We start from the raw sequence: 17,266 nt of genomic DNA, 5'->3' as shown, positions 1-17,266 counted from the left end.
GTCGTGCACAGCCGCCTGGCCGCCGAGCCGAAGCTGGCCAACCGACGCTACAAGCCACCCGATTCAGACGCTTTGCCACCAGCCCTCCAGGTTGTCGCTCACGCCAAGGAGGTCTCGCATCCAGACAGCTAGGGCGTGTTGTCGCTTGAACTGATTGGATCGGCTTGCGTTTTGCTCCTCCGCGCCCAGGAGGAGCAATGCTCAGCGACGGACAATGGGCTCTTCTGGAGCCTCTGATTGAAGCATGCCGGCCGAAAGGCAAGACCCCACCACAGGACTTGCGGCGCACTCTTTCTGCCATCCTGTGGCGGCATCAGAACGGAGCCAAGTGGCGGGCCGTCCCTGAGGAGCTGGGACCCTGGTGGCGGGCAGCCCAGATCTTCATCCGCTGGGCACGAGCTGGCGTCTGGGACCGCTTGCTGAACCTTGTTCAGCAATCTGGGATCAAGCTCGGGATGGTGTTTCTCGATGGCACGAGCGTGCGGGCGCACCAGAAGGCCGCCGGGGCACGCCGAAAGGGGGCTCTCAAGCTCAACGAGACGATCGTGAAGCACTTGGCCGGTCTCGTGGCGGCTATGGCACCAAGGCTTGCGTGATCGCTGACGCCTCTGGCCACGCCATCGCGTTTCGGATTGCACCCGGTCAAGCGCATGAGCTGCCCCATGCCATTCCGCTGCTGGAGCAACTGCCGGGTGTGCCAACATGGGTGGTCGGAGACCGCGGCTACACCAGCCATGCCTTTCGCGAGCATGTCTGGAGCATCGGCGCACGCCCTGCGATCCCGCCGCAGCGCCATGAGGCGCCGGTGGCATGCCCCGAGTGGATCTACACCAACCGCAATGTCGTCGAGCGGCTCTGGGCCAGATTGAAGGAGTGGCGAGCCGTTGCGACGCGCTACGAAAAGACGGCCTCATCGTTCATGGGCATTCTCTGCCTCGCCGCGACACTCGATTGGATCAAGCGATGACACGCCCTAGTAGCTTGGCCATCATCGCGCCTTTCTGGGCTGACGTGGACACAAGAGGAGCAGGATCTCAGGTCACCTATGGCCTGAACCACGAACGTGATTCCTTCATCGTTACGTGGAGCAACGTCGATTATTACAATGCGGTCGCATACGGTCACACATCGAAGTTCAACTCCTTCCAGCTTGAGTTGACCGACCAAGGTGGCGGCAATTTCAACATCATCTTCCGCTATGGGGGACTTACCTGGACGACGGGCGATGCCTCCTATGGCTCCAACGGCCTTGGCGGGTATGTCGCTCGTGCCGGGTTTTCCTCGGGAGACGGCGAACATTATTTTGAACTGCCGCAATCTGGCTCTGAGTCGGGAATGCTCGGCCTGACGTCTTCACCCGGTAGCATGAATAACCCGGGTGTTTGGGAATTCGAGGTCCGCAGCGGCGAGGTGAGAGGCATCGGCTCTGAACGTGGCGACAGCTTGTTCGGCGACGATAGCGACAACTTCATTGACGGTCGTTCCGGTAATGACCGCATTGAAGCAGGCGCAGGCAATGACCGTGTTCTCGGCGGCTCTGGAGACGATACGCTCGTTGCCGGACACGGGCAGGGTAATGACACCTACGATGGCGGCGCCGATATCGATACCATCACGTTCACGAGCACCAGCCGTGGCGTGACGGTCAATCTCTCCGCTGGAACGGCGTACGGTTCAGAAACCGACTCTGATCTCATCACCGGTGTGGAGCACGTCATTGCAGGCTACGGCAACGATACTGTTGTCGGCGATGCACTCTCCAACCGTCTGTCTGCCCTGTCCGGCAAGGACACCATCAAGGGTGAAGCCGGTGACGATTTGCTGTTCGGCGGCTTGGGTAACGATAAGCTGTACGGAGGAGACGGTTGGGATACTTTCGTCTTCGACTCGAAGCTCGGAACTTCCAAGACCGACCGGAAGGTGAACTTCGATACCATAAGCGACTTCAAAGTGGCTGATGACACGATCTGGCTCGACAACAAGGTCTTCACCAAGCTCGGGAGGAACGGCTCAGAGGCTGCTCCCGCATTGCTGAACAAGAAGTACTTCACGGTCGAAGATAAGGCCAAGGACGCGAACGACTACATCGTCTATAACAAGAAGACGGGCGTTCTGTCCTATGACTCAGATGGCTCAGGCGCGAAGGAAGCGGTGGAGTTCGCCCAGTTGAAGAAGGGTCTTGCTCTGAAATTCAATGACTTCTTCGTCGTTTGATCATCGAAGCAAATGATAGTGTTAAGGCGCTCTGGTGCAAATCAGAGCGCTTATTTTCTTCAGGTGAAGAATCTAGGGCAGCATCGAGCTTCTCCTGTTAGGGGACGCTCCGCTTAAACGCTGCCGGAGGGTGTCCCTGCCAGAAATCCAGCAGGGCTCATTCGTCGGCTAGGGTCATTGATCGACATGAAACGCCCCAGCTGGGGAGGGGCTATTCCTCGGCTGGGGCGATTGGGTGCCTGAGGGCACCGTCTCGGACTGCAAAACGTGGCCAGTGAGGACCTTGTGGTCAGCCTAAGCTAACGCTCAGTTTTGGCTTTCTGGGGTCGAAGCACGGTAGAGCGCACGTAGCTCCTCCACTGACTCCTGAAGAGGCGATCGCCTTACTTGGTGGCGAGCCAGAATGTCCTGCCTGATGAACGCCTTAAGTTCCTCTTCAGCGCCGCTGTTGTCGAGCCGCTCCAACTCTTGTGCGGTTCGCCGGTCCATGCTCTCAACCGCGTTTAGAAGATAGTGAAGCTTCTCTTCGGCCGTTGAGGCAAGCACAGAAGGATAAGCGTCCGCAACGGCCTCTGTTTCCGATTTCGATTTGAATTCCATGCCATTCCCTTGCAATTTGAAGCTTGTGCGGTCAGTGAAAATCGATTGGGGCGGCATAAGGCCATGCTGCTGAAGCGTTCGCAATCCTGAAATCTCCAACTAACACTTACTGAGTATCTGAGGGTGTTAGTTGAAGATTGGCCATAGCTCTCGTGGTAGCGTCCTTTGCTCAGCAGTTCCTCATGAATCACTCGACCCCGCTGAAGCCCTCACGGCTTCCCAGTTCGCCAGTTGATCCACTCGTTCATTCTCAGGGTGACCAGCGTGGCCCTTGACCCACTTCCAAGTGATTTTCCGGCCCACCATGACAGCGTCCATCTTCATCCACAGATCCTGGTTCATGACAGGCTTGCCGTCAGCCTTGCGCCACCCTTTGGCCTTCCACCCACGGAGCCACTCGGTCGCGCCTTTGATTACGTACTGGCTGTCGCTGTGGATCACGATGGGAAGATCCTGAGGGACAGCTTCAAGCGCCTTGATGGCTGCTGTCATCTCCATCTTGTTGTTCGTCGTCGAGCGGTCGCGTCCGACGATGATCTGCTCATGGCCTGCAATAGTGACCACAGCGGCATAGCCTCCTGGTCCAGGGTTACCGAGGCAAGCTCCGTCTGTGAAGATAATGGCTTGATTGTTCATGAATTTCTCGATGGGCTTGTTAGTGAAAGAGCTTGTTCTGGGGATCGAAAGAGCGGGCTTAGAGCAGGGGAGGGATTAAGATCAGGTGACCAGAAGGGCAGCAATCGCTATTGCCAAGGTTAACCATCGGTTAGCCTTATGGGGTCAGGCTTGAGGTCCAACATTTGAGGAGCCTCGTTATGCGTACCCTTAAGACCTCTCTCGGCCTCCTTGCAGCAGCTGTTGTGCTCGGCCCACTCGTCACCGTCTCAGGATATGCTGCAACCATTGTGGCAGCAGCCATGGTGGCTCCGTAACGGGTTCCTCACATGATCCCTCTGCTTCCCCTGAAGCTTCGCGTAGCGGCTCACCAGCGACTGCGTGATGTCGACAAGACTGGTGACGTGAGCCCTGCGAACTCCTCCAGCTGAGGTGAGAGTCCGTCCAACGTGGAGACGGACGAATGAAGCGCTCACGGTTCACGCAAGAGCAGATCATCGGCATGCTCAAGGAGCAGGAGGCCGGGACGAAAACAGCGGAGATCTGGCGCAAGCACGGGATCTCGGAGGCACCCTTCTCCACCTATAACGCCAAGTACGGCGGCCTGGAGGTCTCTGACGCCCGGCGGCTGAAGGCCCTGAAGGAAGAGAACGCCAAGCTCGAGAGGCTTCTGGCTGAGCAGATGCTGGACAATGCCGTCCTGAAGGATCTCGCGTCAAAAACATGGTAACGCCCGCTGCCAGGCGCCGGGCCGTGGCTCATGCCATGCAAGCCCACGGCGTGAGCGAGCGGCGGGCATGCTCCATTCTGGCGATCGACCGCTCGTCGGTCCGCTATCGCTCCACCCGACCTGACGATGCCGCGGTGCACGAACGCATGCGAGCTGTGGCGGCCCCGCGCCGGCGCTTCGGCGATCGACGCCTGCAGATCATGCTGGCCCGAGAGGGATTGGTCATGAACCACAAGAAGTTCCGGCGCCTCCATCGCGAGGAGAGACTGCAGGTCAAACGCCGGGGCGGCCGCAAGCGGGCCCTGGGGACGCGCACTCCCATCCTGCTGCCCGGCGGGCCCAACCAGCGGACTCCATCTCTGAGCGGAGGATCCTCAGGGCTCGCGTTACCGCATCGCTTTCCTCCTTGGGGGATGCTCCCCGCTTGCCTGCTCGATCTGCTTTGGCCAATCATGGAGCCAGAGCATGTCCGCTCTCTGCTTGGCGACATTCTGGTCCTCTGTCTCAAGGCACTTGGAGAACCTGCCAAAGCCCATGACCGGCTTCAACTTTGGAGGGACATCGCGGATCGCGTACCATTTGCGATGACACTCAACGAGTTACCTGGGGGAAGGCTCCATACAGCTAATCCACCCGGTTTCTCCACACAGGTATCGTTAGTCAACCCATTGAAATCTAACAGAACAATGGCTTAGTGATTCAACTCGGAGGGCCCCACCCCCTCCGCCATCCTCCGTCTTTCTTTCCGCGCGGCCTCACGGGAAGCGAAGGGATTTGTTAACCAATTCCTCGCAAATCTGAAACTGATTCCGTTTAGAACTCCGGCCCCGAGGACGTCGCGCATGAGCATCTTCGGCTAAGCTTCTCCGAATAGGACCGAAATCGATTTCGCCGGCGGCGATGCCCGCTGATGGAGCGGCCTCTGCCGGGCCTCCAGTTCAGCCCAGGCGTCAGAGATCTCGCGAAACCTGCATCTCAGGAAGTTGCCCCAACCTCCTGAATCATAACGCCGTTTCGATATATGTATTATTGTTTCAGTTATGGCAGCTTTGCCATTGACAAGCGCGGCGGTTTAACTTCCTTTTAAGGAGTGGATCAGCACTTTGGCTTGATGTCCGCGCAGTGGAGGAGACGCCATGCGCCGAACAGACGATAGGATGCGAGACGAGATGGCTTGTGAGCGCGCTGCGAAGACCGGAATGAAGGGACAGGCCTCGTCCTTCAATCAGTGGACGCTCATCCGCATCGCAGGCGCGACCGCGATCGCCCTGACGGCAGCCAATTGCTCCTCGAATGTGCGTGGCGGCATCGATCCCAAATACGGCGTAGCCCCGAGTCCGAAGGTCGTCGCCGACGGCCAGCCGATCCCGAAGGGCGGCGGCCGCGAGATGGTCGGCAAGCCCTATATGGTCGCCGGCCGCACCTATGTTCCGAACGAGACCCCCCGCGCCAGCGAGGGGCTCGCCTCCTGGTACGGGTCCAATTTCCATGGCCGCATGACGGCCAACGGCGAGGTCTTCGACCGCGATTCCATCGCGGCCGCGCACACGACCATGCCGCTGCCGAGCTACGCCCGCGTGACGAATCTTCAGAACGGTCATTCGATGATCGTCCGGGTCAACGATCGCGGCCCTTTCCACGGGAACCGGGTCATCGACGTCTCCGAGAAGGCCGCCGCCGCTCTGGGCTTCCGGCAGTCGGGAACGGCTCGCGTCCGGGTCGAATATGTCGGCCGCGCCTCCACCAACGGCAGCGACGACCGCATCCTCCTGGCGAGCCTCAGGACGGACGGCACGCCGGCCTCTCTGACCGGAGCGGCTCCGACCATGATCGCCCGGGCGGCGCCGCAGCCCAACACTCCCCGGCAGGCCATCGCTCTGCGCACCTACGAGCCCGACGACGAGGCCTATTCGGCCCCGGCTCGCGCGGCCCAGCCCGCCGGTGCCGCGATGGCCAGCAATGTCCCGCTTCCGCCCGAGCGTCCATTCGACCTCGGGACGATCCCGAGCGCGGCGAGCCCGGTCGTGCGGATCAGCTCGGCCGCTCCCGGGACCGTTCCTGCGTCGCGTCCAGTGGTTGCGAGCCTCTACGAGGCGCCGGCCGGGAACGCGCAATCCGGCTTCCAGAGGGCAGGGGCTTATGCGCCCGCCAGCCCGGAGAAGTTCGTTCTGCGCTAGTGGACGCCTTTGACCGACCTGAACCCGCGTAACATGCCGCACAGGCCAGCGTAGCCGGACGTTGATTTGTTGTTGACGCGCCACAGATTCGGGGTCTCCTAAGGGAGGATCCTGGAGAATTTGACGATGCGTCACGTTAAGGTCGCCTGCTGCCTGGCGGCGATTGGTTTGGTATGGAGCGCCATCTCCCTCTCGGTCGCCTGGCCGCAGGCCGCGAAGGCCCAGAATTTTCAGACCATGGCGCCCACGGCCATCCTCATGGACGCCGGGAGCCATGCGGTTCTGTTCGAGAAGAATGCCGACGAGCCGACGGTGCCGGCCAGCATGGCCAAGACCATGACGGCCGAGGTGGTGTTCAACGAGATCAAGAATGGCCGCCTGAATTTCGACAGCGAGTTCACCGTCTCGGAGAATGCCTGGCGCAAAGGGGGAGGGGGATCCGGCGGCTCGGCCATGTTCGCCCGGGTGAACACCTCGATCCGGCTCGAAGATCTGCTGCGGGGTCTCATCATTCAGTCGGGCAACGACGCCGCCATCACGATCGCCGAGGGCGTGGCCGGTACGGAAGACAACTTCGCCCGCATGATGAACGAGCGGGCCAAGCAGATCGGCCTGACCAAGACGACTTTCCGCAACGCAACCGGCTACGGGCACCCCGAGCAGAAGACCACCGTCCGGGACCTGGCGAAGCTCGCCCTCTACATCATCGAGACCTATCCCGATCTCTACAAGATCTTCGGGGAGCGCGATTTCACCTGGAACAAGATCCGCCAGCAGAACCGCAATCCGCTGCTGTTCCTCGATATCGGGGCCGACGGGCTAAAGACGGGCAATATCGATGAATCCGGCTTCGGTCTCATCGGCTCGGCCGTCCAGAACGACCAGCGGCTCATCGTGGTCGTGAACGGTCTCAAGACGGCCAAGGACCGCGCGGCCGAGTCGCGCAAGCTCCTGGACTGGGGCTTCCGGGCCTTCGAAACCCAGCAACTGTTCGCCGAGGGGCAGGTCGTTGGGGAGGCTCAGGTTTTCGGCGGGAGCCGGCGGTCCCTGCCGCTTGTGTCGCAGAAGCCGGTTCGTGTACTTGTGCCTCGCGGAGAAGGCGAACGGGTGACCGCGCGCATCATCTATACCGGCCCCCTGAAAGCCCCTGTCCAGAAAGGGGCCGAGGTGGCCCGGCTCCAGGTCAACCGCGGGGACATGCAGGCTCTCGACATGCCGCTCTATGCCAATGAGGACGTCCAGGAAGGGACACTGAGCCAGCGCGCCCTGGATGGGTTGCTGGAATTCAGCACCGGCTGGGTGCGCCGCGCCTTCACGAGCGTGATCGAAGGCATTTGATGAAAGGCTGCTTCATCACCTTCGAAGGCGGGGAGGGCGCCGGCAAGTCGACACAGATCGAGAGGCTCAGGGCCCGTCTGTCGCAGATGGGCCAGCCCGTTCTCGTGACCCGCGAGCCCGGCGGATCGCCCCATGCCGAGGAGGTCCGCGCCTTCATCCTCGAAGGCCACGCCAAGCATCTCGGGGCGTTCGCGGAAGCTCTCCTGTTCGCCGCCGCCCGGATCGACCACCTGGACAGGACGATCGTGCCGGCGCTCACGAACGGGACCCACGTTCTGTGCGACCGCTTCGCCGATTCCACCCGGGCGTATCAGGGCTCCCTGGGCAACATCGACAAGGGACTGATCGACCGGCTCGAGGCCATCACTCTCCGGGGCGTGAAGCCCGACCTCACGTTCATCCTCGATCTCCCGGCGGAGACGGGACTCGCCCGGGCGGGAGCGCGGCAGGCCGGGAAGGGCGAGGGCGCTGACCGTTTCGAGAGAGAGGACCTCTCCTTCCACCAGTCTCTCCGTCAGGCCTATCTCTCCATCGCCCGGGCCGCGCCGGAACGATGCGCCGTGATCAATGCGGATCAGGATCCGGACGAAGTCGCGGCCGCGATCTGGGCGGCCCTGCGCGAGCGCCTTCCCCAGGTGACGGAACCCGCCGCGAGGTCGCTCGATGTCGCGTGACGCTGAAGATGTCGCCGAGCCGGATCAGCTGGAGGGAGCCCCGCATCCCCGGGAGCAGTTCGCGTTCTTCGGCCACAGGGAAGGCGAGGAGGCCTTCCTGGAAGGGTTGCGCAGCGGCCGCCTTCACCACGCCTGGCTGATCGGCGGCGCTCAGGGGATCGGCAAGGCCACTCTGGCCTACCGGGTCGCCCGCACCGTTCTCGACCCGCGAAGGAGCCGCGATCAAGCCATTTCGAGCCTGGACCTGTCCCCCGATTCGAGTGCGGCGCGCCAGGTGGCGGCCCTGTCCCACCCCAACCTTTCGGTTCTGAGAAGGGCTCCGGCCACGGACAAGAAGGGGCCGTCCGCGACCATCCCGGTCGACGCGGTCCGTCGGGCGCTCGCCATGTTCGGCTCGACCGCTGCCGACGGAGGATACCGGGTCTGCATCGTCGACAGCGCCGAGGATCTGACGATCTCGAGCGCCAACGCGCTGCTCAAGGTGATCGAGGAGCCGCCGCCGCGTTCGCTCTTCCTCATCGTCAGTCATGCCCCGCAGAGGGTGCTTCCCACCATTCGGTCCCGTTGCCGCCGGCTTCTCCTGCGCCCTCTGGAGGATCGGGACATCCAGGCGGCGATCGCGTCCCTCGGCTCGCCCTGGAGCGATATTCCCCGAGATCTGGTGGAGCAGGCTCTGCCTTACGGCGAGGGCTCCGTCCGACGCACCTTGGAGTTGCTCGACGCGGAGAAGGTCGCCTTCATCGACCAGATCACCCGTCTCCTGAACGGGTTGCCGGCGACCGATGCCAGACAGGTCCTCGCGCTTGCGGAAGCCCTCTCTCGCCGGGATGCGGACGACACCTACGCGCTGGCCCTCGAAACGGTGGAGCGCTGGGTCTCCGAGCGCCTCCACGAGCAGGCGGGCCTCGGCGCGTCGCGCCTTGCACCTTTGGTGGAGGTATGTGAGAAGATCGGCCGTTCGGCGCGGGAGATCGACGTGTTCAACCTCGACCGCCGGCCCTTCATCCTGACGATGTTCGACGATCTCGCCGATGCGGTTCGGCGGGCGGCTTGAAGCTTCGTTTCTCGAAGGTTTTTGATTTCAGGACTTAGGATCCGACATGGCCGACAAGCAGAAATTCTACATCACCACGGCTATCTCGTACCCGAATGGTGCTCCCCATATCGGCCATGCCTACGAGGTCGTGGCCTCCGACGCGATCGCCCGGTTCAAGCGCATCGACGGCTATGACGTGTTCTTCATGACCGGCACGGACGAGCACGGCCTGAAGATCCAGCAGACGGCCGACAGGAACGGCACCACCCCGAAGGCCTTCGTCGACGAGATGGCGGCCAAGTTCAAGGCCATGGCCGACCGGCTGGACTGCTCCTACGACCGCTTCATCCGCACCACGGATTCGGATCATCTGCCCTCGACGCAGGAACTCTGGCGCCGGATGCAGGAGAAGGGCGACATCTACCTGTCGAAGTATTCCGGCTGGTACTCGGTGCGGGACGAGGCCTATTACGACGAGAGCGAGCTGACGAAACAGCCGGACGGCAGCTGGCGCGCGCCGACCGGCACGCCGGTCGAGTGGATCGAGGAGGAGAGCTACTTTTTCCGGCTCTCCGCCTATCAGGACAGGCTCCTCGCCCTCTACGAGGCCAGCCCGGACTTCATCAGCCCGGAGACCCGCCGCAACGAGATCACGAGCTTCGTGCGGTCCGGGCTGCAGGATCTCTCGATCAGCCGGACGACCTTCGCCTGGGGCCTGCCGGTGCCGGGCGACCCGAAGCACGTCATGTACGTGTGGATCGATGCCCTCAACAACTACGTCACGGGCTGCGGATTCCCCGATGAGAACGATCCGCGCTGGCATTACTGGCCGGCCGACGTTCACATCATCGGCAAGGACATCGTGCGCTTCCATACGGTCTACTGGCCGGCCTTCCTGATGTCGGCCGAGCTGCCGTTGCCGAAGCGCGTCTTCGGGCATGGCTTCCTGCTCAACAAGGGCGAGAAGATGTCGAAGTCGGTCGGCAACGTGGTCGATCCCTTCGACCTTGCCGACACCTACGGGGTCGACCAGATCCGCTACTTCTTCATGCGCGAGGTCCCGTTCGGCCAGGACGGGAACTATTCCCATGAGGCCATCGTCAACCGCATCAATGCGGATCTGGCGAACGATCTCGGGAACCTGGCGCAGCGGTCGCTCTCGATGATCGCCAAGAACTGCGACGCCGCCGTGCCGCAGCCAGGCGCGTTCACCCAGGCGGACCAGGACGTCCTCTGGCTGGCCGACGCCTTGCCCGGGAAGGCGAGGGCGGCCATGAAGGATTTCGCCGTCCATACGGCCCTGGCCGAGATCTGGGCCGTCGTGGCGGAGGCCAATCGGTACTTCGCCTCCCAGGAGCCCTGGGTGCTGCGCAAGAGCGATCCTGCCCGCATGAACACCGTCCTCTATGTGACGGCCGAGATTCTGCGCGCCGTCGGCATTCTGGCTCAGCCGTTCGTTCCGAAGGCCGCCGCCAAGCTGCTGGACCTGCTGGCTGTTGCGCCGGAGGGCAGGGCAATCGCGGCGATCGGACCGGAGCACCGTCTGGCGGCCGGCACGGCGCTTCCGCAACCTGGGCCGATTTTCCCGCGTTATATCGAGGCGGAGGCGTCCTGACGCGTCCGCTTCGAAAGGCCCGGCCGGGCCGTCAGCGGAAGCGCGCGATGTACACCAGCTTCATGTTCGCGACCGGGATCGAGAACAGCATCCCGACCATCAACAATGGCCGCACCCGCATCGACCAGATGGAGAAATGCGGCCATTACACCCATTGGAAGACGGATTTCGACCTTCTGAACGACCTGGACATCCAGGTCCTGCGCTACGGTCCGCCCCTGCATACGACGTTCATCGGGCCGGGCCGTTACGACTGGTCCTTCGCCGATATGACGTTCGGCGAGATTTTCCGCCGCAACATCATTCCCATCGTGGATCTCTGCCACTTCGGCGTCCCGGACTGGATCGGCAACTTCCAGAACCCGGATTTCCCGGATCTTTTCGCGTCCTATGCCGAAGACTTCGCGCGCCGCTACCACTGGGTGCAGCTCTACACGCCGATCAACGAGATGTTCATCTGCGCCCAGTTCTCCGCCGCCTACGGCTGGTGGAACGAGCAGATGACCAGCGACCAGAGTTTCGTGACCGCCCTCAAGCATATCGTGAAGGCCAACGTCCTCGCCATGGAGCGGATCCTCAAGGTCCGGCCGGACGCCCTGTTCATCCAGAGCGAGTCGTCCGAGTATTTCCACGCCGAGAACCCGGCGGCGATCAAGCCGGCCGAGATCATGAACGCCCGGCGCTTCCTGTCCCTCGACCTGAATTATGGCCGCAGAATCGACTCGGAGATGTACGAGTTCCTGATGGATAGCGGCATGAGCCGCGACGAGTACCACTTCTTCCTCAGCCGTTCCTCGCTCCGCCACCACTGCATCATGGGGAACGACTACTACGTGACCAACGAGCACCGGGTCTGCGCCGACGGCTCGACGCGCTCGGCCGGCGATGTCTTCGGCTACGACGAGATCACCCGTCAATATTACGACCGGTATCGGCTGCCGGTCATGCATACGGAGACGAATCTGATGCAGGGGCCGAACGGCGACGAAGCCGTGAACTGGCTCTGGAAGCAATGGGCCAACGTCCTGCGGGTGCGCAACACCGGCGTGCCGATCGTCGGGTTCACCTGGTACTCGCTCACGGACCAGATGGACTGGGACACGGCCCTGCGCCAGGAGAACAACCGTGTCACGCCGGTGGGGTTGTACGACCTGGATCGCAACATACGACCGGTCGGACGCTGCTACAAGCAGCTGATGCACGACTGGTGCGATGTCCTTCCGGCCCAGAGCGTGTGCCTGGCGGTCCCCGTGGTTCGGCCGCAGGAACACGACGAAGCTCCCGTATCCCGGCAGCAGGAGCGGCTTCGCCGGATGCGCCACAAGGAAACCAAAGAGGATGACGAGCCGGAGGCGACCGCCCAGGGGGTGCGTCGCTAGACGCAGGCTTTGAACCGCTTTATGCGCAGCAAACCACCATAGAGGAGGGCGCCTTCACCGATGTTGGTCGACAGCCATTGCCACCTGGATTTCCCGGACTTTCAGAGCCGCCTCCCCGATGTTCTGGCGTCGGCCGCGGCCGCCGGGGTCGGCCGCATGGTGACCATCTCGACCCATGTGGAGCGCTTCCAGACCTACCGGTCCCTGGCCGAATCCCATGACGGCATCTTCTGCACCGTCGGGACCCACCCCCACAACGCGGCCGCCGAACCGGACGTGCCGGCCGAGCGGCTGATCGAGCTGTCCGGGCATCCGCGCTGCGTCGCCATCGGCGAAGCCGGCCTCGATTACCATTACGACAAAAGCCCGCACGACGTGCAGCAGCGGGTTTTCCGCACCCATATCGCGGCCGCGCGGGAAACCGGTTTGCCTCTGGTGATCCATGCCCGGAACGCCGACGAGGACATGATCCGGATCCTGACCGACGAGATGGGGCGAGGGCGCTTCAATGCGGTTCTTCACTGCTTCTCGTCCGGCGAACAACTCGCCCGGGTCGGGGTCGAACTTGGGCTCTACGTGTCCTTCTCCGGCATCCTGACCTTCCGGAACTCGGAGGAGATCCGCCGGATCGCCGCTGCCGTTCCGCACGATCGCCTGCTCGTGGAGACCGATGCCCCCTATCTCGCTCCCGTGCCGCATCGCGGCAAGACCAACGAACCGGCCTTCGTGGCCCACACGGCCCGCGTTCTTGCCGAGGTGGTCGGCGTGGGCGAGCCGGACATCGCCACGTTGACGACAGGTAACTTCTATCGCCTGTTCTCCAAGGCGGCCTCCGCCGATGCGGCTTCCGGGCGGGCGCTCGCGTCATGACGACGAGACTGACGATCCTCGGCTGCGGATCCTCCGCGGGCGTGCCGCGGGTGGGCGTCGGCTGGGGAGCCTGCGACCCGAACAATCCGAGGAACCGGCGCAGGCGCTGTTCCGTTCTCGTGGAGCGAACCGGGCCCGGTGGCGTCACCACCGTCCTGGTCGATACAGGTCCGGATCTGCGCGACCAGCTCCTCGGGGCCGACGTGCGGCACCTCGACGGCGTTCTGGTCACCCACGAGCATGCGGACCACATCCACGGGATTGACGATCTGCGGCCGCTCGCGATCGTTCAGCATCAGCGCATCCCGGTCTACGCCGACCGGATGACCAGCGAGCTGCTCCAGATGCGGTTCGGCTATTGCTTCGAGACGCCGGCCGGCAGCAGCTATCCGCCGATCCTGAAAATGCGCTGCCTGAAGCCCGGCGTTCCGGTGGCGGTTTCGGGCGCCGGCGGCCCGGTCGACGCGCTGCCTTTCCGGATGGTTCACGGCGATATCGATGCTCTCGGCTTCCGGTTCGGCGGCATCGCTTACGCTCCGGACGTGAGCCACATGCCGGATGAGAGCCTGCCGGCCTTGGAGGGGCTGGAGGTCCTGATCCTGGACGCCTTGCGCTACACGCCTCATCCGACCCATTTCTCGCTTTCGGAAGCTCTGGAGCTCATCGCCAGGGTCCGGCCGAGGCGAGCCATTCTGACGAACCTGCACACGGATCTGGACTACGAGACGCTTCGCCGCGAGCTGCCACCGCATATCGAGCCGGCCTACGACGGACTTCAGGTCGAGACGGCGTGATGGAAGGACGGGAAGGACGGACACCCAGTCCCTTCGGACAGGACCGGCCGATTCCGGCCAGGCTGCTTTCCCAAGCCGGTGATCGGGGCGACCGGTGAGCCGTGCGCGAACAGGCACCCCGTATCCGCGAACGCCCGATGGCCGGTATTTCGTGGTCCGCGGTCGGCTGTGGCGCTTGAGCAATCCGGAACTCGAGCCTCAGGAGCGCGAGCGCCTTGTGCACGAGCTGATGACGGCGCGCCGGGCCGTCCGCAGCGTCAGGGACGATCCGGAGGCACTGGCCAGAGTTCGTGCCCGGGTCGATGACGCGAAGCGAGCACTCGGCGAACGTGGTCCCGTGTGGTGGAGCGACGGCGCGCCTGACTACAACCGGCAGCTGGTCCGGGATACGCCATATGCGGAATGGTATTCCGCGCTCGGCACGGACGCCGGTCTGGGGGCTAGCGAAGAGCCGCCGCGGCGATAGTGTTAGTTCCATAATATATCTTATGCGAATTTCGTGTGTAGAACGCCGATAGAAAGGTCACCCCTCTCCCCGTTACAAATGTCACTCTCCCTGGGTGATGGTCCTGGGGAGATTGGGTCTGATGACGGTGATCGCGATGAGCCGGGCGGAGATCGATCGGGTTCACGTTCTACGAGATGTGGCGGCAGACCGGATTTCGGTGCGCGAAGCTGCCCAACTGCTGCGGGTCACGCGCCGGCAGGTGTTTCGGCTGCTGAAGGCTTACCGAGCCCAGGGTCCGGCCGCTCTCGTGTCAAAGAAGCGCGGCAAGCCCAGCAACCGCTCCTACCCACCGATCCTGCGCAGCGAGGTTCTGGGACTGATCAAAGCGAACTATGCCGATTTCGGTCCGACGCTGGCGGCCGAGAAGCTCGCTGAGCGGCACGGGCTGTCTCTGGGCGTCGAGACGGTGCGGCGCTGGATGATCACCGATGGCATCTGGAAGGATCGGCGCCAGCGGCTCAAGCCCGTGCACCAGCCGCGCTACCGCCGGGAATGCGTGGGTGAGCTCGTTCAGATCGACGGCTCCGAGCACTGGTGGTTCGAGGACCGCGGTCCGCAATGCACCCTGATCGTCTTCATCGACGATGCCACGAGCCGGCTGATGTACCTGCGCTTCGTCGAGACGGAGTCGACCTTCGACTATTTCCATGCCGCCCGCACCTATCTGGAGCAGTACGGCAAGCCGGTGGCGTTCTACTCGGACAAGCATGCCACGTTCCGGGTCAACAAGGTCGGCGCCACCCAGGGCGATGGCATGACGCAGTTCGGCCGTGCGCTGCATCAGCTCAACATCGACATCATCTGCGCCAATGCTCCGCAGGCCAAAGGCCGTGTGGAGCGCGCCAACGGCACCCTGCAGGACCGTCTGGTCAAGGAGATGCGTCTGGCCGGGATCTCGACCCTTGAGGCAGGCAACGCCTTCCTGCCAGCCTTCATGGACGACTTCAACCGCCGCTTTGCCAAGGCGCCCTACAGCGACAAGGACCTGCACCGTCCGCTGGCGGAGCATGATGATCTGGACGATGCGTTTGCCTGGAAAGAAGAGCGTACGGTGACCTGCAACTTGACGCTCCAGTACGACAAGGTGCTGTTCATCCTCGAGCCGAACGAGTTCACGCGGCCGCTCGCCCGCCAGCGGGTGACGGTCTACGACTATCCGGATGGCCGCTTTGCCATCAAGCACAACGGCCTTTCTCTGCCCTACCGCATCTACGACAAGCTGCGCCAGGTCGACCAGGCGGCGATCGTCGAGAACAAGCGATTGGGTGCGGCTCTGGCTTATGCCGCCGAGCGTCAGAAAGAGCTCGGCATGACGCGCAGCCAGAAGGCTCCACGCCGGCAAGGGCAAGGCAAGAGCATCTTCAAGGTCGGCTGAAAGTCGATCTGGATGTTGGATTGGCCCAGCCCTGCAACCCTGACCAGCCGTGCTGGACCAATCCAACACGACGGAGCGTGATGACCGGTGATTTACTGGTGACATCTCTAACGAGGACAATCAGAGACTTGTCTAATGAGTTCTGACATGTGTGCGGGCTTGGCTGCGCTCGTCGGCGCACCCTTCCCTCGGCCCCGATCGCCGGGCTGCTTCCGACCGGTCAAACCCGGAGAGCGCGTGATCGCCGGCGCCGCCAGGCCTATCCGGCGCCACTGGCCCGGAATGCGGCGATGAAAGCCGGCGCGGCCTCCGCGACCGCCGCCAGCGAATATCCGCCCTCCTGGACGATCAGGGTCGGAAGGTCGATCTTGCCCCAGATCTCTCCGATGCGGGCATAGGCGTCGGTCGTGACGTCGAGCTTCGACAACGGGTCGTCCCGATGGGCGTCCCAGCCGGCCGACAGCACCAGCGCTTCCGCTCCATGGGCCTGAACGGCCAGCGCCAGCCTCTGATTGGCGTCGATGAACGCCTCGTCGTCGGCCCCCGGGGCGAGCGGCAGATTGTGATTGGCGCCTTCGCCGAGCCCGGCCCCGGTTTCGTCCGCATAACCCGCGTAATGCGGATAATACGCCGTGGGATCGGTATGCACGGAGCCGTAGAGGACATCCGGGCGGGTATAGAAGATCGCCTGCGTCCCATCGCCGTGGTGCGTATCGAAATCCACGATGGCGACCTTGGCGAAGTGGCCGCGCAGCAAGGTGGCCGCGATGGCGGCATTGTTGAAGAAGCAGAAGCCCGAGGCTCGGTCCGCATAGGCGTGGTGTCCGGGCGGACGGCAGAGCGCGAAGGACGCGCGCTCGCCGGCCAGCACCGCCTCGGCGGCGGCAATGGCCGCCTGGGCGGACGCGTAGGCGGCCTGGAAGGTGCCGGCCATGATGGCGCAGGACATGTCGCCCACATACCAGCCGGCCTGGCCGAGAATCCCGGTCGGGCGCGGCCTGCCGCGTTCCTCCAGATCGCCGCTCGAGCCTCGATAGGGATGCACGTTCGGCAGCACCTCCGGACCATGATGCGGCAGTTCCAGGAAGCGATCGTAGGCCCCCTGAAGGAAATCCACGTAATGGTCGGCATGAACGGCCAGGATCGGATCCGGACCGCGGTCGCCAGGATCGGTCGCGATCAGCCCCTGTGCCTCCAGAACCGCGAGAAGCGTCGTCGCCCGGTCGGGGTTTTCGAAGGGCGCAACGATCCGGCCATGCACCATGTATTGCCTGGGCCGATGAGCCAGTTGGGCGTCCGAGAAGAACAGCTTCATGATGATGGCCTCGGGTCAGGGAAGAT

15 protein-coding genes and 2 pseudogenes are annotated in these 17,266 nt (G+C 63.1%); 14 read left to right on the top strand and 3 right to left on the bottom strand.

Annotated elements, in window-relative coordinates; genetic code table 11:
• From NF876_RS43835 to NF876_RS11820, 3 genes and pseudogenes are all read left to right on the top strand, one after another.
• A pseudogene (locus NF876_RS43835) lies at positions 1–132 on the top strand (IS481 family transposase); the annotation flags it as partial.
• 65 nt (positions 133–197) lie between these two features.
• Positions 198–967 (top strand): IS5 family transposase gene (locus NF876_RS11825; protein WP_262268993.1). Its coding sequence is split into 2 segments (ribosomal slippage): positions 198–510 and positions 510–967, totalling 771 coding nucleotides; the frame shifts between segments, so codons are not numbered across the junction.
• 14 nt (positions 968–981) lie between these two features.
• Complete coding sequence (locus NF876_RS11820) at positions 982–2,214, top strand: nidogen-like domain-containing protein (protein ID WP_262268992.1); 1,233 nt, start codon at positions 982–984, stop codon at positions 2,212–2,214.
• A gap of 306 nt (positions 2,215–2,520) precedes the next feature.
• Here the strand turns inward: NF876_RS11820 and NF876_RS11815 are convergent, their stop codons facing one another.
• Together NF876_RS11815 and rnhA are read right to left on the bottom strand one after the other, a co-directional pair.
• Entirely contained in the window at positions 2,521–2,898 is a 378-nt protein-coding gene (locus NF876_RS11815; RefSeq protein ID WP_262268991.1) for a hypothetical protein, read from the bottom strand.
• Positions 2,899–2,994: 96 nt separating this feature from the next.
• Entirely contained in the window at positions 2,995–3,450 is a 456-nt protein-coding gene (gene rnhA / locus NF876_RS11810) for a ribonuclease HI (RefSeq protein ID WP_262268990.1), read from the bottom strand.
• A 442-nt stretch (positions 3,451–3,892) separates the two neighbouring features.
• Between rnhA and NF876_RS11805 the strand changes: the two are divergent.
• The 11 genes and pseudogenes from NF876_RS11805 to NF876_RS11755 all read left to right on the top strand — a co-directional run.
• Positions 3,893–4,509: pseudogene (locus tag NF876_RS11805) on the top strand (transposase); the annotation flags it as partial.
• Positions 4,510–5,295: 786 nt separating this feature from the next.
• Positions 5,296–6,336 (top strand): septal ring lytic transglycosylase RlpA family protein, encoded by a 1,041-nt coding sequence (locus NF876_RS11800; RefSeq protein ID WP_262268989.1) that lies wholly within the window; start codon positions 5,296–5,298, stop codon positions 6,334–6,336.
• A 126-nt stretch (positions 6,337–6,462) separates the two neighbouring features.
• Positions 6,463–7,674: a D-alanyl-D-alanine carboxypeptidase family protein gene (locus NF876_RS11795; RefSeq protein WP_262268988.1), complete on the top strand. Its 1,212-nt coding sequence runs from the start codon at positions 6,463–6,465 to the stop codon at positions 7,672–7,674.
• Positions 7,674–8,348, top strand: a complete 675-nt coding sequence (tmk, locus tag NF876_RS11790) for a dTMP kinase (protein WP_262268987.1) — start codon at positions 7,674–7,676, stop codon at positions 8,346–8,348. Before NF876_RS11795 ends, tmk begins: the two co-directional genes overlap by 1 nt.
• Entirely contained in the window at positions 8,338–9,402 is a 1,065-nt protein-coding gene (locus NF876_RS11785) for a DNA polymerase III subunit delta' (RefSeq protein ID WP_262268986.1), read from the top strand. Before tmk ends, NF876_RS11785 begins: the two co-directional genes overlap by 11 nt.
• A 46-nt stretch (positions 9,403–9,448) precedes the next feature.
• Complete coding sequence (gene metG, locus NF876_RS11780; protein ID WP_262268985.1) at positions 9,449–10,999, top strand: methionine--tRNA ligase; 1,551 nt, start codon at positions 9,449–9,451, stop codon at positions 10,997–10,999.
• Between the two features lie 47 nt (positions 11,000–11,046).
• On the top strand, positions 11,047–12,378 hold the full coding sequence (locus NF876_RS11775) for a family 1 glycosylhydrolase (protein ID WP_262268984.1): 1,332 nt from the start codon (positions 11,047–11,049) through the stop codon (positions 12,376–12,378).
• A 60-nt stretch (positions 12,379–12,438) separates the two neighbouring features.
• Positions 12,439–13,248, top strand: a complete 810-nt coding sequence (locus NF876_RS11770; protein ID WP_262268983.1) for a TatD family hydrolase — start codon at positions 12,439–12,441, stop codon at positions 13,246–13,248.
• On the top strand, positions 13,245–14,042 hold the full coding sequence (locus NF876_RS11765; protein ID WP_262268982.1) for an MBL fold metallo-hydrolase: 798 nt from the start codon (positions 13,245–13,247) through the stop codon (positions 14,040–14,042). The genes NF876_RS11770 and NF876_RS11765 overlap by 4 nt, the downstream gene beginning before the upstream one ends.
• A gap of 94 nt (positions 14,043–14,136) precedes the next feature.
• Positions 14,137–14,508: a hypothetical protein gene (locus NF876_RS11760; RefSeq protein WP_262268981.1), complete on the top strand. Its 372-nt coding sequence runs from the start codon at positions 14,137–14,139 to the stop codon at positions 14,506–14,508.
• Positions 14,509–14,629: 121 nt separating this feature from the next.
• Complete coding sequence (locus NF876_RS11755) at positions 14,630–15,925, top strand: ISNCY family transposase (RefSeq protein WP_262268980.1); 1,296 nt, start codon at positions 14,630–14,632, stop codon at positions 15,923–15,925.
• 259 nt (positions 15,926–16,184) lie between these two features.
• Here NF876_RS11755 and NF876_RS11750 read toward each other — a convergent pair whose 3' ends face one another.
• Positions 16,185–17,240, bottom strand: coding sequence for a histone deacetylase family protein (locus NF876_RS11750; protein WP_262268979.1), 1,056 nt, complete (start codon positions 17,238–17,240; stop codon positions 16,185–16,187).
• Positions 17,241–17,266: the final 26 nt, after the last annotated feature.

This window comes from Microvirga yunnanensis (genome assembly GCF_025460875.1).
Note: the sequence above shows the minus strand (reverse complement) of the source record. Positions and strands in the feature narration are given on the sequence as shown.